The organism is Alteromonas sp. ABD4_190 (assembly GCF_056160105.1).
Genome location: NZ_JBSWWN010000001.1, coordinates 811,585 through 828,124, shown reverse-complemented (window position 1 = coordinate 828,124; position 16,540 = coordinate 811,585). Strand labels below are relative to the sequence as shown.

General features: G+C 42.7%; 11 protein-coding genes. 8 read left to right on the top strand and 3 right to left on the bottom strand.

All coding sequences use genetic code 11. The features are described from left to right. The first annotated feature begins 304 nt into the window (after positions 1-304). The gene (locus tag ACXAFM_RS03690; protein WP_474827003.1) at positions 305-2,815 is read left to right on the top strand and encodes a TonB-dependent receptor; all 2,511 of its coding nucleotides are present in this window, start codon (positions 305-307) and stop codon (positions 2,813-2,815) included. Positions 2,816-2,934: 119 nt separating this feature from the next. On the opposite strand, the gene ACXAFM_RS03685 is transcribed toward ACXAFM_RS03690, so the two are convergent. Together ACXAFM_RS03685 and ACXAFM_RS03680 are read right to left on the bottom strand one after the other, a co-directional pair. Further along, positions 2,935-3,642 (bottom strand): hypothetical protein, encoded by a 708-nt coding sequence (locus ACXAFM_RS03685; protein WP_474833419.1) that lies wholly within the window; start codon positions 3,640-3,642, stop codon positions 2,935-2,937. Positions 3,643-3,796: 154 nt separating this feature from the next. Next, the gene (locus ACXAFM_RS03680) at positions 3,797-6,046 is read right to left on the bottom strand and encodes an acyl-CoA dehydrogenase (protein ID WP_474833417.1); all 2,250 of its coding nucleotides are present in this window, start codon (positions 6,044-6,046) and stop codon (positions 3,797-3,799) included. 261 nt (positions 6,047-6,307) lie between these two features. Here ACXAFM_RS03680 and ACXAFM_RS03675 point away from each other — a divergent pair, with 261 nt between their 5' ends. The 7 genes from ACXAFM_RS03675 to ACXAFM_RS03645 all read left to right on the top strand — a co-directional run bounded on the left by ACXAFM_RS03675 (position 6,308) and on the right by ACXAFM_RS03645 (position 13,520). Then, a complete protein-coding gene (locus ACXAFM_RS03675) occupies positions 6,308-8,602 on the top strand; it encodes an efflux RND transporter permease subunit (protein ID WP_474833415.1) in 2,295 nt (764 codons plus the stop codon). A gap of 1 nt (position 8,603) precedes the next feature. Then, positions 8,604-9,398 carry an outer membrane lipoprotein-sorting protein gene (locus tag ACXAFM_RS03670; RefSeq protein ID WP_474833413.1) on the top strand — a complete coding sequence of 265 codons (795 nt, stop codon included), beginning with the start codon at positions 8,604-8,606 and terminating at the stop codon, positions 9,396-9,398. Then, positions 9,395-10,579: a hypothetical protein gene (locus tag ACXAFM_RS03665; RefSeq protein ID WP_474826983.1), complete on the top strand. Its 1,185-nt coding sequence runs from the start codon at positions 9,395-9,397 to the stop codon at positions 10,577-10,579. Before ACXAFM_RS03670 ends, ACXAFM_RS03665 begins: the two co-directional genes overlap by 4 nt. 12 nt (positions 10,580-10,591) lie before the next feature. Further along, positions 10,592-11,122, top strand: a complete 531-nt coding sequence (locus ACXAFM_RS03660) for a hypothetical protein (protein WP_474833411.1) — start codon at positions 10,592-10,594, stop codon at positions 11,120-11,122. Between the two features lie 69 nt (positions 11,123-11,191). Continuing rightward, a complete protein-coding gene (locus ACXAFM_RS03655; RefSeq protein ID WP_474826975.1) occupies positions 11,192-11,449 on the top strand; it encodes a DUF3081 domain-containing protein in 258 nt (85 codons plus the stop codon). 222 nt (positions 11,450-11,671) lie between these two features. Then, positions 11,672-12,607, top strand: a complete 936-nt coding sequence (lpxL, locus tag ACXAFM_RS03650; RefSeq protein ID WP_474833408.1) for an LpxL/LpxP family Kdo(2)-lipid IV(A) lauroyl/palmitoleoyl acyltransferase — start codon at positions 11,672-11,674, stop codon at positions 12,605-12,607. Between the two features lie 295 nt (positions 12,608-12,902). Then, positions 12,903-13,520 carry a TcpQ domain-containing protein gene (locus ACXAFM_RS03645; RefSeq protein WP_474833405.1) on the top strand — a complete coding sequence of 206 codons (618 nt, stop codon included), beginning with the start codon at positions 12,903-12,905 and terminating at the stop codon, positions 13,518-13,520. A 13-nt stretch (positions 13,521-13,533) separates the two neighbouring features. On the opposite strand, the gene glnE is transcribed toward ACXAFM_RS03645, so the two are convergent. Beyond that, positions 13,534-16,446, bottom strand: a complete 2,913-nt coding sequence (gene glnE / locus ACXAFM_RS03640) for a bifunctional [glutamate--ammonia ligase]-adenylyl-L-tyrosine phosphorylase/[glutamate--ammonia-ligase] adenylyltransferase (protein ID WP_474833403.1) — start codon at positions 16,444-16,446, stop codon at positions 13,534-13,536. Positions 16,447-16,540: the final 94 nt, after the last annotated feature.

Here is a 16,540-nt window from a genome sequence, read left to right as displayed (position 1 = left end):
TTGAATGAAATCATTAACCAATTTGCTTTCCATGCCGTTCAAATTGCATTCCCTTTCTTAATCGATATTTAGTTTTTTACCGTCGTATTTGTTCTCTGTGTTTAACCACAAGGAACTTAAGTATTAACACTTTTGAAAGGTCAGGTAATACTTTCGAAGTAATTTTTTTCACAGGTTGTTTACAATGTTGATTTTTTGTTATACATTCTTAATCGATTAAGTATGTTTGTGTTGCCACCAACCCTAGTAGTTAGGGTAGCGGCTACTTAGGATTTAACAACTCCAACACATTACCGGAGAAAATATGAAAAAACATCACACACTCAACGCACTAACATTAGCCGTTTGTACAGCACTTTCTGGCACGGCTTTCGCTCAAGAATCTGCGACACCAGAGACTGAAGCAAAATCTAAAGAGAAGTTCGAGCAAATCGTTGTTACTGCAGCGCCAGGTGGCGCAACAATGCAGGAAGCGAGTGTTTCAGTTAGCGCTTTTGATGAGGAAGATATTCTTAAGCTAGCGCCTCGCTCAACAGCTGAAGTATTCCGAGCTTTGCCGGGTATTCGTGCTGAATCATCAGGTGGTGGCGGTAACGCAAACATTACAATTCGTGGTATTCCGCTAGCGACAGGCGGCTCTAAGTTTCTTCAGCTTCATGAAGACGGTTTACCAGTACTAGAATATGGTGACATTAACTTTGGTAACGCAGATAACTTCCTACGTTACGATTGGTCGGTGGCGAATGTTGAAGCAGTACGTGGTGGTTCAGCATCAACGTTTGCAAGTAACTCGCCAGGCGGTGTTATCAACATGATCAGCAACACGGGTGAAGTAGGTGGTGGTGCTATTGGTACATCATTCGGTGTTGACTATGAAGAGTTCCGTTTAGATTTCCGCTACGGTGGCGAAATCACTGATGACCTATATTATCACATTGCAGGTTTTGCTCGTGGCGGCGAAGGTCCTCGTGAAACTGGTTACAATGGCGACCAAGGCGGTCAGGTTAAATTTAATATCACGAAGATGCTTGATAATGGTCACATTCGCTTCTTCTACAAGAACTTAGATGACAAAGTGTCTACGTACCTTCCTTCACCAGTACTCGTTAAAGGTGACGGCGAATACGGCCCAGTTCCAGGCTATGATGCCAGTTCACAAGCGCTGAATTCTGCGTATAACACAAACATTTCTACTTTCGACAGCTTCGGTAATCCGGAAAACCGTGACGTTCGCGACGGTATCGAGTCAAAAGTAAACTCATTTGGTGTAGAAGTTGACTTGGAAGTAGCTGAGAATTTGTTCTTATTAAACAAATTCCGTATTTCAGATATTTCTGGTGGCTTCATCGCGCCGTTCACTGACGGTTTCCCAGCAGGCCCAGGTGATGTATCTAACTTTGCATCAGCACTATGTTCTGGCGCGACAGACGGTGACGGCAATGCCCTTAACTGTGATAGCACTAGCGTAGTATTGGCCAACGGTCCTGGCGCAGGTGAAGTATATACAGGTCAAGCATTTACAAATCTTCAGTTTGATACGCGAATTAACGACCTTGGCAACATGATAAACGATTTTAGCTTGCGTAAAGAGTTTGATAACGGTATCGACCTAACAGTAGGTTACTACTACTCAAATCAAGACATCGCTACAAGCTGGTCAAGCTGGCAGACGTTTATCCAAACACTTGATGGTGACAATTCTCAGTTGCTTACTATCACAGATGCAGACGGTGTTGAGCTAGTGTCTGATGGTTTACTATCGGCAAGCTTCCTTTCTTGGGAATGGGATCTTAACTATGTGACTAAAGCACCTTACATGAACGTTGGCTTTGAGTTATCGGACAACATTCTCATTGATGCGTCGGTACGTCACGATACCACTGAAGCTTCTGGCGAGCTTATTAGCTCTTGCTGTGGTGGTAATGCTGATTTCGACCTAAACGGTAACGGTGTAATTGAGCAAATTGAAGATGCTTCTGCAACTAATAGCGGCTTTATTCGCGGTGGTGTAATCAACCTAAACCGTGCTGGTGCGGCTTCTCAAATCGTAGATTACAGTGCAAATAACACGTCTTACTCAATTGGTGGCTCATACCTATTGAGCGATAGCCAAACGTTCTTCGCTCGTTACTCTAAAGGTGGCCGTGCCATTGCTGACCGCCTACTTCAAATTGGCGGTACGTTGAACGCGGATGGTAGCCTAACAAGCACAACTTCAGGTTACGACACAACCAAACAGTTCGAAATTGGTTACAAGTACGGTACTAAAGACCTAATGGTTAACGCTACTTTGTTTGATACTGTTACTGAAGATACGCAAGCAGAAGTAACAAGCGGTCTAACTTTCATGCGTGAGTACGAAGCAACAGGTCTTGAGCTAGAAGGTCGTTGGAATGCAACTGACAACTTTGTTATGTCAGGTAACTTAACGTGGACTGATGCAGAAATTAGCGATGACGTTAATAACCCTGCATTAGAAGGCAATACGCCTCGCCGTCAAGCGGATTGGATCTGGACTATTACTCCAGAGTACGTTACCGACACATGGTCTGTTGGTGCTTCACTACAAGGCTCTACTGAGTACTTCGTACAAGACAATAATGACCTGAAACAAGATGGCTACACGCTTGTAAACTTATTTGCTACCTATTGGGTAAACGACCAGTTCTCAGTGTCACTTAACATGAACAATGCGACTGATGAGTTTATCATTACTGAATCAGAAGAAGGTTCTGCTGCAGTAGGTAGCTATGTACGTGCTCGTCCTCTGAACGGTCGTACAACAGTACTTTCACTTAAGTATATGTTTGACTAAAGCTAGGTAAATTAACGCGTAATATAAAAATATTTTGCCTAGGTAGGATATATATATCACGTTAAATTTCAAAGTCTTAAAACGCCCACTTGATACTGAAGTGGGCGTTTTTATTTGTATCATTTGTTGTTATTCTTTTTTAGTTCGAGTTGTTTGGCTATAGCGCCGGAAAGACGGTCTAATAAATGGGCGTGTTTTTTATGGATAACATGAACTAACTCGTGCTCTACAAGCGGGATATATTCTATTCCTGATTGCTCAAAAATAGCTTTTTCTGAATAGTCACTGGGTAAAATTGCGTAATCAAACCTGCCGTTTAATAATAAACTGATAACATGATTGAAGTCATCGAACTCGAAGATATTAGCGCTAAGCTCATCTGGGTTCACATGCATATTGAAGAAAAAACGCGTGGTCACGGCTATTGCTTTATCTGGGGCTTGAATCACGCTTTTATCGCACTGTGCCCCTCTAATACACAGCAAAAAAGATGCACCATGGGAGAGGGCAGGTGGGACAATAATAATATTATTATCAGGTTGTGACACCACGTCGTAGCGAATAACATCTGCATCCGTCATTCCTTCATTTAAAAGTCGAAGCCCTCGTTCACCACCAACTTTTTCAAATGTAACTTCTATACCAATATCACGATAAGCGCGTTGTATTAACGGTTTATAGAAAGCAGCCACGCGAGGGTGGTTGAGTTCTCCGACGATGAAATTTTGTCCATTATCATGCGCCAAGGTACAAAACGACAAAGATAACGATAAAACTAAAAAGAGAGAGGAAACGCTTTTATTTATTAAAACTAGCGCCTTTATCACAGCACAGATCCTTTCGTTAAGAGATGAGATTAACTAAAGGATAGAGCACGAATTAAACAATAGAAAGGAAACGAGCCTCAGATTTGAGCGCATAAAAAAGCCCTGTCACCAGAAGAGTGGCAGGGCTTTGTGTCAATATAACCGCATGGTTGTTTTACGCAGCGTTTTGACCGCCATCAATTGCTTTAAGCGTTTGTGACGCTGGAACAAGTTCCATATCGAACGTGTACTCGTCTACACGTACTGCTAGCTTGCGCTTCTCGTTGTAGTCGTGAAGCTTAGCTGCTTCATCAGCTGTAACTACGCCTTTTTCTTGAAGCTTGTTAAGCGCGTGTTCAAATGAGATGAACGGCACTACAGGCTCTTTGCGAAGTGCTTTTTGCACTTTACCAAGAAGGTGCGCAACTGCGTGTTTCGCTTTAAACGCCTGCTCGTTAATGTCGTTACCATCACCTGGGCTAACACGCACAAGATGCGTAAGCTGCTCTTTCACACTGTTGTCTTGCATAGATGCAATTGATAACTCACGTACTAGGTCGTCGCTAATACCCGCAACACTGTTGGTGTAAGTATTAGTAAGAAGACGCATTAGACCTCGTGTTGCTGTGTTCGGGAAATTGTTGATGAAATTAACAATTGCCTGATCAGCTTGCTGTAAAGACCACTGCATTGCGTACTCAAAGTACGGAAGCGCAAGCTTTCTATCTTCGATGCGCTGCTCGTAGAAACGAATTGCTGCCATCGCACCGTACAGGTAGCTCATAACGTCACCAAGACGCGCCGATAGAAGCTCAGCTTTCTTAAGGTCACCACCTAGTACTGCAAGCGAAAGGTCAGCTAGTGGCGCTAGTTTTGCAGATATGCTGTTTACACGCTTCTCGTACTTGCGAACCTCAGGTAGCGCAGACTCGCTTTCACGTAGGAACGGAAGGTAGCCTTTACCTAGGCTGCGGAACGCATTTTTAACACTAAAGCCAACAGTTTTACGAAGTACTTTGTTAAACTCTGCATCCGCCGAACTTTCGTTGCTGTGGATTAGGTCAACCATGTCCTTAAGGTAAGGGTGACAACGCATTGCACCTTGACCAAAGATCATTAGGTTACGAGTAAGAATGTTCGCGCCTTCTACCGTAATTGCGATAGGAAGTGCAGCATAACCACCCGCCAATGTATTCTGAGGACCGCGCTGAATCGCTTTACCTGCTTGGATATCCATCGCAGAGTTCATAACGTCGCGACCTAGCTCAGTCATGTGGTACTTAGCAATTGCTGTCACTACCGATGGCTTAACGCCTAGACCAAGACCTTCAGTCGTTAGAACACGCATGGCTTCAAGTAAGAATGTCTTACCCGCGATGTCAGCCATTTTCTCTTGAATACCTTCGAAGCGACCGATTGGAAGGCCAAACTGCTCACGAACGAACGAATATTCTACCGTACCTTTAAATGCAGACTGTGCAGTTGCCACGCCCATTGCCGGAAGTGAAATACCACGACCTGCGCCTAGGCAGCTAACTAGCATCTGCCAGCCACGGCCAATGTTCTTTTGACCACCAATAATGAAGTCCATAGGAATAAAAACGTCTTGACCACGAGTAGTACCGTTGTAGAAACGTACGCCCATAGGATCATGACGGTTACCTAGCTCAACACCTGGGTGCGACTTAGGAAGAAGGGCACAAGTAATGCCTAGCTCCAGCTTGTCGCCAAGTAGTTGGTCTGGGTCGAATACTTTAAATGCAAGACCAAGTACAGTCGCAATTGGCGCAAGCGTTATATAGCGCTTGTCCCAGCTTACTCGAAGACCAAGTACTTCTTCGCCATTGTATTCGCCTTTAGTAACGATAGCCGCATCGGGAATCGCACCTGCATCTGAACCTGCCTCTGGGCTTGTTAGCGCGAAACATGGAATGTCGCGACCATCCGCAAGGCGAGGTAGCCAGTAGTCTTGCTGCTCGTTTGTTCCGTAGTGCATTAGAAGCTCACCCGGGCCTAACGAGTTAGGTACCATTACAGTTACCGCAATTGCACCGCTTTTCGCAGCGATTGTTGCAACAATAGTAGAGTTTGCATAAGGACTGAATTCAAGACCACCAAATTTCTTTGGAATGATCATAGAGAAGAAACGGTTCTTACCAAGGAAGTCTAAAACTTCTTGAGGGATGTGCTTACCGTTACCAAGCTCGAAATCATCGATCATATTCAATAATTCAGCTACTGGACCATCCATGAATGCTTGCTCATCCGCGCTCAGTTTTGCCTGAGGTATATCGCGCAATGCCTGCATGTCAGGCTTACCCTGATAAATAGAAGATTCAATCCATACGTCGCCCGCGTCTAGGGCTTCTTGTTCTGTGACTGAAATTGGGGGTAATACTTTCTTTAAGCTAGTTCTGATACTCATAATTAACTCATCCGCTCATCTGACCAGTTGTTTTAGTTAATACTACACCTTATTTACAAAAGATCAAAAAAAATCACTAATCTAAACGTTAATTAGTGTTAATGTTTCATTATTTCATAGGCTTAGCAATTAAGGTTATAGACTATGTATCAAGAAAATATACGTACGCGTGATCTTTTTTGATGATTAAATTTTTGTGTGAGTTATGTTAATTGCTGTTTTCAATGTAAAATTTCGTTATACAGATCCAAGGATATTGTGATGAGTCACACATCTAGCAACGCGCCAATAGCGATAAGATTCCCTGTTATAACGCTAATATTAGTCCTAGTGGTCACAGCCATTTCTCTTATCGGAGCTCAAAACTTATATTTCCGCGGGGACTATAAGGTATTTTTCGAACCTGACGATCCACAACGATTAGCATTTGAAGAAATGCAGAACATTTTCAATAAAAGCGAAAATGTTGCCTTTATGGTGGTGCCTAGCGACGGTCAAGTATTAAAATCTTCTACGCTTACGCTAGTGAAAGAATTAACAGAAGCTGCATGGCAATTACCTTTGTCTACAAGGGTCGAATCAATATCGAATTATCAAAATACCTTCGATGACGATGGCGATTTAATTGTTGAAGATTTAATTACTGCAGAGAAGCTCTCTAAAGAAGGTATTGCGAACATCGCTCAAGTACTTTCTCGCAGCCCAGAAGTTTACGGGCGACTCATTTCAAGAACCAAAGACGTTACCATTATTGATACGACGATTCAGTTACCTGATGGCGACCAAACCCAGCAAGTAATTGAAATAGCTGAAGCAGCGAAACAAATTAAAGCTCATTTTGAGAGTAAATATCCAGACCATAAAATTTACTTAAATGGAATGGTAATAATGAATGACGCATTTGCTGTAGCAGCACAGCAAGATGCCGAAATATTAATACCCTTAATGTTTTTACTCATCTTTGTTGCGATGGCCTTAATTGTAAAATCACTTTGGGCGGCAGTTTTTACATTATTTATAGTGATTTTTTCTGTAGCAATCACTTTGGGTTTTACGGGCTGGCTTGGTGTGTATTTAAGTACGGCTACAGTGAATGCGCCAACTATGATTACAACGCTTGCAGTTGCTGATTGCATTCATATTATCGTTGGAGTGAAGTACTACCTTAACCATGGGTTAGCCAACAAAGATGCGATTAAAAAGAGTATTGAGGTAAATAAAAAACCGATACTCATTACTAGCATAACAACCGCTATAGGCTTTGTTATGTTGAACTTCTCAGCGGTACCTATACTTTCTCACTTAGGTAACATGACGGCGTTAGGCGTTATGCTGGCCTGTGTTTTTTCCCTCACAGTATTACCGTCATTTCTGACACTTCTCCCTCTTAAAGCCACCGTTGCAGTTAACAATTCATTGTTTTCTAAATGGGCCGCTTGGGTAAATCGTCGCCACAGGGTACTACTGCCTACATCGCTTATCATCATTGTGGGGGTCAGCCTGTTTGCAACCAATAATGTTTTAAACGATGTTGCGGTTAAATATTTCGATGAACGTAGTTCATTCCGACAAGCGGTAGAAGTAAACGAAGATAAGCTTGGTGGGATGTCGAATATTGACTTTGTCATTTATACGGACCAATCATACGGCGTCACTAACCCCAACTTTCTACAGCAGATAGAGAAGTTTTCTAATTGGCTACGGGCACGAAGTGAAGTCAACCACGTTTTAACTTTTACCGATACGCTTAAACGCTTGAATCGAAACATGAACGGCGATGATCCAAGTTTTAATGTTATACCTACAGACGGCGAGCTCGCATCTCAATATTTATTGCTGTATGAAATGTCTTTACCATTCGGGTTAGACCTTGGAAACCAAATTGATATAGACAAGTCAGCACTTCGTATAATCGCACTCACGGAAAACTTGGGAAGTCGCGATATAACGACATTAGAAAGGGAGGCAAAAGCCTACTTTGCGAGCTTGTCAGACGATTATCGAATTGAAGCTGCAAGCCCACCACTAATGTTTGCCCACATTGGTGAGAGAAATATGAAAAATATGGTGTGGGGAAGTGTGTTCGCACTTGTTTTAATTTCCATACTTATTCTATTTGCTTTGAGGTCGATAAAACTTGGTGGCATAAGCTTAATTACAAACCTACTGCCTGCAGCAATAGGATTCGGGGTGTGGGGAATTATCTCAGGCGAAATAAATATGGCGCTTTCTGTCGTCATCAGCATGACGATGGGAATAATAGTAGATGATACTGTTCACTTTTTGACAAAGTATCAAGCCGCTAAATCGCAGGGTTCGAGCGCAAAAGAAAGTGTTGTTTATGCTTTCGAAACGGTAGGAATGGCCTTAACGACAACGACAATTGTCCTTACGATAGGTTTCGCCGTATTAGCATCATCAAGCTTTGTCTTGAACGCACATATGGGTATGCTGACAATCATTATTATTGTGGCCGCATTAATTGTTGATTTCATCTTCCTGCCAGCGCTGCTCGCATGGCTAGAAAATACTAAAACAGCTCAGAAGGAGTCTTAATATGAATTTTTTCTTGCGAATAGTGTTGATTACAGCATTAAGTTGCACTGTTAAGTACGGTTTGGCTTCCGAAATAAAAGGTGATGAACAGGCCATCGCCATAGCTAAAGAGCGAAAGGCCAGAGATACGGGGTGGGGAGCAAACGAAGCAAAAGTTCTAATGCTCTTGAAAAACTCTCAGGGAAAAGAGGCGACGAGAAAACTTGAAGTTAAGTCATTGGAAGTAGCAGATGACGGAGATAAGGCACTTACGGTTTTTGAGTCTCCTAGGGATGTAAAGGGTACAGCATTTCTAAGCTTTTCTCATGCACTTGAGGCTGATGAACAATGGATATTTTTGCCAGCGTTGAAGCGTGTAAAACGCATATCGTCGCAAAGCAAAAGTGGCCCTTTCGTCGGTAGTGAGTTTGCCTTTGAAGATATGACCTCGTACGAGGTGGAAAAGTTTTCGTATACTTTTTTGGGAGAAGAAGAAGTAAATGGTGAGGCCTGTTTCGTTTTAAAGCAAGTCCCAGAATACGATTTCTCAGGGTATTCTTTTCAAAAAGTCTGGATAGACAAATCACATTACCGCGTTCAGAAAGTTGAGTATTATGACCGCAAAGAGTCGTTGTTAAAAACACTCTATTTATCAGAATATAAGCAATACAAAAACAAATTTTGGCGGCCTATGAAAAGTTTGATGCAAAACATGCAGACCAACAAATCGACGTCTCTGATTACTGAAGAATTGACGTTCGACACAGATTTGGATGAAAGCGATTTCAACAAAAACAGCTTAAAGAGAGCCCGATGATTAACCAGGCTGCTGCTCTTTTAGTTCTTGTCAGTTTTACTGCTTTTAGCAACGCCGTAGAGTTCACAGGCTCAGCGGGAATTGATTTACAGTATTATTTGCAAGATTCTTTGTATCCGCAGCAAGAGCGAGCATACCTCTCTACTTACATTGCGCCTGAAATTTATGCAGAATTCAATGAGGGACAAAATACGTTAATTTTTAGCCCTTTCTATCGACTAGATGAGCATGATAATGAGCGCACTCATGGCGATATTAGAGAGTTACAGTGGGCGCATTATCAAGACAATTGGGAAGCTAAAGTAGGCGTAGGTAGAGTGTTCTGGGGGCAAACTGAATCTGTGCACCTCGTGGACATCATAAATCAAACCGATGCTGTAGAGTCTGTTGATGGTGAAGCCAAATTAGGCCAACCTATGGTGAATTTTTCATATTTTACAGACTACGGAAGTTTTTCGCTTTTCGTTTTGCCGTACTTCCGCGAGCGAACCTTTCAAAGTGATAAGGGGCGTCTTCGCCCGCCTTTGGCTATTTCTAATGCTATTTATGAATCCTCTGAGGGAAAGAGTAATGTTGATTATGCAGTAAGGTGGCAGTCGTCTATCGGGGATTGGGAAGTTGGGCTATCGTACTTTTCAGGAACTACAAGAGAACCTGAGCTAGTTACTGAAATTTCAGAGTCTGGGGCATTGTCCATAAACCCTTTTTACGCGCAGATAGACCAGGTAGGTTTAGATTTGTTAAAAGTAAGTGGAGCTTGGCTGTTTAAAATGGAAAGCATTTATAGAAAAGGACAGTCAAAAAATTTTGCAGCTTTAGTGGCGGGCTTCGAGTACACTCGAGAAGGTGTATTCGGCAGCCGATACGGTTTGGGGTATTTGGCGGAATATCAATATGATGAGCGAGAAAATAATTTTTTTGCAATAGCTCAAAATGATATGATGCTTGGATTACGAGTGATAGCAAACGACATAGCAGGAAGCGAGATACTTGTTGGGTTTGTACAAGATCTAGATACAACATCTACGTACTCTGCTTATATAGAGGCAAGTAGTAGACTATCGGCAAATTGGCGATGGACATTAGATGGGTACTTTTTCTCATCTGATGATCAGGATGACCCTTTCTTTTTTTTGAGAAGGGATGATCACATTAAGTTTTCATTAGAGTACTATTTTTAAGGTGAAGAGTAGATGAATCGGTTTTTATGGACATTAGGTGTAATGGTTTTTGGATTTTCTCAAGCCCATGCAGCGCCTAAAAATTATGGATTAGCAACAGTTGGTTATAATAACTTCGATGCCTCAAGCGTAAGCGATAAAGAGTTTGCTTACAGTCTGGCCGTTGGTAGACAGGTTCACCGTCAGTGGTATGCTGAAGCAGGGTACATTAGCCTTTTTGATTATTCAGATAATGAAACTAAAGCCAATGGTGACGCGCTATATCTTGCCGTGTTAGGAAAAGCAAGTAGCAGCAAAGGTGAATTATTTTATAAACTCGGCGTTGCTAGAGTTGATGCTGATGTAACTTCAGAATGCATAGAAAATGATGTATCCATTCGTTGTGGCGTTTCGGAAAGTCTGGCAGCAGGGCTCGTAGGTATAGGGTTCGATTATTATGTTGGGTTAAGATCTATGGTTCGTATGGAGTATGTTCATATGACAGGTGAAGACAGCTTTTCTACCAACATGCTGAATGTCGGTTTTAGATATAACTTCGATTGAGATTCGTTTTTTAATCCAAAACATGGGTAAACTTGTAAACATAAGTAAATTCATTACGACGGATTTACAATGAAAAACGAATTAGACAGCAAGTTTTTACTACAGGTTTTCGATAAAATTCGCCAACATGGCGCACAAGAAAACGAGCAGTATAAGCTCAATGGGATAACAGCGTTTACAGACCACGACGGTTACACGCTGTTCATTGAAGATGTCAACGTAAAGCTTCAGTTTGGCTTTCATAACCAGTACCATTTTGATTATGATTCAAAAGAACAGTACGAGTCTTTTGAGAAAAAACTTAAGCAAATCGATAAAGACTATTGATACTTATTACTCGGCGGTTTCTTTAAAACCGGCGGGTAATAGATAGTTTTGTAGACTAGCATAACAGTCGGTTGTTCATCGTGGCCACGGCATACGGCCGTCGGCCTTACTTTCTTGCTTTTTCCTTTTTTCGTAATACTCTTGCCGATTGACTGGCTCAATTAGCCCCGCTAAAAGCGTTCTGCTACAATGCCGCCCAATTAACTTTAAAGGAAAGATACATTGGCTGCGGCAATTAAAGCTCCTAAGTTTAAATTGGCATTTATTGGCCCTAAATTCTGGCCTGTTTGGTTGGGCGTTTTTGTCCTATACACAATTACTTGGCTACCTTTACCTGTTATCCGCACCATAGGAGGCGGCGCAGGAAAGCTGATTGCGTTAGCGGTTCCTAAGCGAGCGAAAGTTGCGAAGCGAAATTTACAGCTTTGGAACCCGTCTTTGTCAGAAAGTGAAGTTGAAGCGCTGTACAAAGAAAATATACGTCGAACGGGTATGGCACTGTTCGAAACCGCCATGGGGTGGTGGTGGCCTGATTGGCGAGTTAAGCGCGCTATTAAAATCGAAGGTACTGAGCACGTAGAAGCTGCCCTTGCTCACGGTAAAGGCGTTTTTGGTATGGCGCTTCATAATATGAACTTAGAGTTTGCGTGTCGTGGCATTGGCTTTTACCATCCAAGTATTGCCTTTTACAGAAAACACAACAACCCGCTAATCGATTACCTTCAGTATCACGGGCGCAACCGCTCTAACAAATACATGATTGATAAGCGCAATGCCAAGGCACTTATCGCAGCACTTGATGATAAAGAGCTATGTTTGTACTTGCCTGACCAAGATTACGGCCCCAGACAAAGTATTTTTGTGCCATTTGGTGGCGTGAAAGAGACAGCTACAACAACGGCGACGCTAATGTTTATTAGGCGCACAAATTCGGAACCTATGCTCATAACTTCGCAATACACTAAGCGTGGCTATAAAATAAAGATATACCCACCACTTTCTGAACTTGGTGCATTGGAAGATGCAGAGGCTCTAACACTTTTAAACCAGCACGTTGATAGGGCAGTGAAAGAGCAACCAGAGAGCTACTTATGGATGCATAAGCGTTTCAAGACGCGCCCTGAGAGTAATCCAGAATCGCTTTATAAATCACTGTAAACGGTAAATTAAACGCCACTCTAACGGAAAGGGTATACAGCAGTTAACCACGATTAGAGTGACCGAGCTGCCAGCAATTCGCAGAAGATAAAACTTTCTAAACGGCAAAAAGTGGATAAAGGGAATAACCGTTGTGTATACCGTAACTGGTTACAACCAGTTTGCTCTTGTCAAAATAGATAAATAGGATAAAGGCGTATTGTAGCCGCTTCGGCTAAAATACAAATATTAGGACGAATTCGATTAGAGATAGTAACTCCGCTCGAATGCTAGCGTGATTACAGATTGGTAGATTATGGGACAGACGAGTTATTCAAGCTCTTCATTTTGGGCAAAGCAAATTGCTATCGCTGTGGTACTTGTTATCGCTGCGGGCGTTTTGATTTATATGTTACAGACACACGAAGAATCACCCACACCCGCGTCACAAAAAGAAGAAAAATCTGTTTCCAAGGGCCTTAGCGAGTTTTATCGCGACTTTCGTATGTCTTCAACGGACCCACTAGAAGGTGAGCAGAGTGATTTCGTGCTTGATATTGCCGGTGTCGATCCTAATCTAGATAGCAAGCTAGCAAAGATGTCCAGTCAAACACGTCCTGTTGAAAAAAATTGGACCGGTGAACACAAATATAGGACGTTCGCAGAAGGTAATACGCTTCGCGAGGCAATTGCACAGTATGCCCAAGCCGAAGGTATGCAGTTAATTTGGAACCTTGAACAAGACTTCGTTATCAAGCATCAATTTCAATTAGACAATACAGTTGCCGGTTCTTTAGCTAAGATTGCAAGCGCCATTGACAGTAGCTTTGAAGGCGAAGTTCAAGCTTATCTATGTGCAGAGCAGCGTACTTTAGTTGTCACGGCTCAAGAAACCGACTTCCTTAAAAGCCAATGTCGCCGTGTACGCGGGTAGCACTTTTCCAGAATTACTCACTGAGCCTGCCAAATAATGTATCCCAGTGTTGCCTCACTTGCTCACGTATAATATCCAACTCTTCAGTTTGGTCAGCGTACTTGGTATCTGCCAGCGTGAGGTGGTGATATTGCTCACGAAGCCGCAGGTACGCTTTTTGTAGTTTTTGTGCTGTTGGCGTGTCAACGATGTTCGCGCTGGCTGCAACATCGAAAATTCTAAGATTATCTGGGTACTCGGTCATTGCTTTCACAGTGCAAGCGTGTGCTAATACAAGATATTGCGCCATAAACTCAATGTCAGTAATACCGCCTTCACACTGCTTTAAATCTACTTTTTCATTATCTTTAGCCAGTAGGTGTTCACGCATTTTTATGCGCATTTTGCAGACATCTTGCGACAGTGTCTGGGGATCTCTAGATTGACTGAGAATTGAATGTCTTACCTGTGCAAAGTCATCCAAAAGCGATGCGTCGCCGCAGATAGCTCTTGCTCTCACCAGCGCTTGGTGTTCCCATGTCCAGGCTTCCTCTATTTGGTATTTCTCGAACCCGTTTATGTGACAGCACAATAGCCCAGCATTGCCAGAAGGGCGCAAACGTAAGTCGGTTTCGTATAGCTGTCCGAACAGTGTTTTCGTATTAAGCAAGTGCATAATACGTTGAGCCAATTTTATGTAAAACTGTTGAGCCTCAATCGATTTTTTGCCGTCTGTACTACTTGAACGGGGTGCATTGTGTATAAAAACCAAATCTAAATCCGATCCATACCCCAGCTCATAGCCGCCCAATTTACCGTAACCAATAACGGCAAAGCCCTTGTCATTACCCTCAAGGTGGGAAGGTACACCAAAGCGCTGTCTCATTTGCACCCATGCTGCGTTAACGACATGCTCTAAAATAACTTCTGCTAAAACAGTTAGTTTATCGCTTACATTATTAATGGGCAGGGATTCACTGATGTCGCTGGCCGCGATACGAAGCTGCTGACAAAGTTTGAACTGTCTAAGCCCATCCATCAGCATTTCAACGTCATCTTGCTCTATACGCAGCATAGTCTCGCGCAGCTCGAGCTGGTATTCCTGCTTACCGGTTTTGATGTCTGTGTTTTGCTGCCCTAAATAGAGTGGGGTAAGTAGCTCATCTAATAAGAGTGGGAATCGCCTAATTTCTTGGGCTATCCAGTCGCTTCTCTCGCAAAGCCTAACTAACTGCTTAAGCACATCTGGGTTTTCAAGTAAAAGGTCAAGATAGGTTGTGCGGCCGGTAATGGCTTCAATCACGCCTAATAATCGGCTCAACACCTGCGCTGTGTGATTAGGGTGCTGCTTAATTAATACATATAAAATTTCTGGAAGAAGTTTGTTAAGCGTATCTTCACCTCTTTGACCTATGCGGTAGTTTCTTTGTTTATCTTTAAAGGCGACGAGAATGGTGAAGATTTGATTACTCTCCTTACTGGAAAGGTGGTCGCTAAACGTTTCAGTAAACTCATCTTCTTGCAATGAAAGGCGCCATGCATCTTGGCATGCAATAAAAAGCTGATCTTCATCTGAGTGGGTATCATGGCACTCCTCAACTAATTCGTTGAAGTGACCGTGAATACGTGCCATGACTTCGTCTAAATGGGTTAAAAAGTCGCCATAAGCGGCAAAGCCCATAACATCAATCAGTGCACTTTGCTGCCACGGCTCGTCAGGCAGTGTTTGAGTTTGGCGGTCTTGGCTTTGTTGTAACGTGTGCTCTACTTTTCGCAAGAACAAATAGTCTTGCTTAAGCTGCTTTGTTACGTCGCTTTCTACAATATCCAATTCGCTCAAAACATCTAAAGTTCGAAGTAAGGACTTACTTTGTAATGCGGGCTCTCGACCGCCGTGGATTAGTTGAAAACTCTGGGCAAAAAACTCTACCTCTCGAATACCGCCAGCACCTAGCTTGATATTGTTGCTTAAGCGTCGCCTGCGAATTTCGGTAGCTATAAGCTTTTTCATGTTGCGCAGCGCATCAAGTGTGGTGAAATCTAAATAACGCCTAAACGTAAACGGGTGAAGAATGCCTTTTAGCCACGAAGCATTATCTGAATGATCATCATTAATAACTCGAGCTTTGACCATGGCAAAGCGTTCCCAGTGCCTGCCCTGGTCCTGATAGTAGTCCTCAAGGGCAGCGAAATGCATTACAAGGGGGCCGGAATCCCCAAACGGACGTAAGCGCATATCAACGCGGTATACTTGCCCATCGTTAGTAACTTTATTTAGTGCTTGTATGAGTTTTTGAGCCAGTTTGGTAAAAAACTGTTGATGCTCCAAGGCTTTCTTGCCGCCGCTAGTTTCGCCTTTTTCTGGGTAAGTGAATATCAAGTCAATGTCTGACGAAAAGTTGAGTTCTCGCCCACCCAGCTTGCCCATACCAAGAATGTACATGTGCATATCTTGCTTGTTGCTCTTTGGCGTTCCATATCGGTGAGCTAAGTGCTGGTAAATCCAATGATAAGCACTAGTTATCAGCGCATCCGCCAATGCCGAAACTTGTGCAAGCGAAGCTTCTATATCCTGTTTGTTGAGTACATCCAAGAAGGTTATACGCGCCATTTCTTGATTGCGGTATTCACGAAGTTCTTTAAGTAATTCTTCTTCGCTTTTGAGTGTATCAAGCTTTGTTTTTAATTCAGTGCTGAAGTGAGTAATGGTTGAGTCAGACATAGTTAAATCCGACACAGGCTCTACGACTCTGGAGATAAACGCAGGCTTTTGTACCAGTGTTTCAGCGAGGAAAGCGGAGCGAGCAAAAGCGCTTAAAAGGGCTTCGCGATAGTTTTCTGCAATGACTTGATCGGTTTCGGTTAAGGCGGGTGAATCTAGCAACTGCTGCCATAATTTTCCGGCTTGCTCTACGTTTGTCATGCTATTTTCGTTGTCTATTGGCATAATGCTCGCATCTTAAGAGATAACATTTGTGTAAAATAATGAATACTTACATTTTTATTGAAAGTGTTCATAGCCTGCTGGGTTTTACCTTATT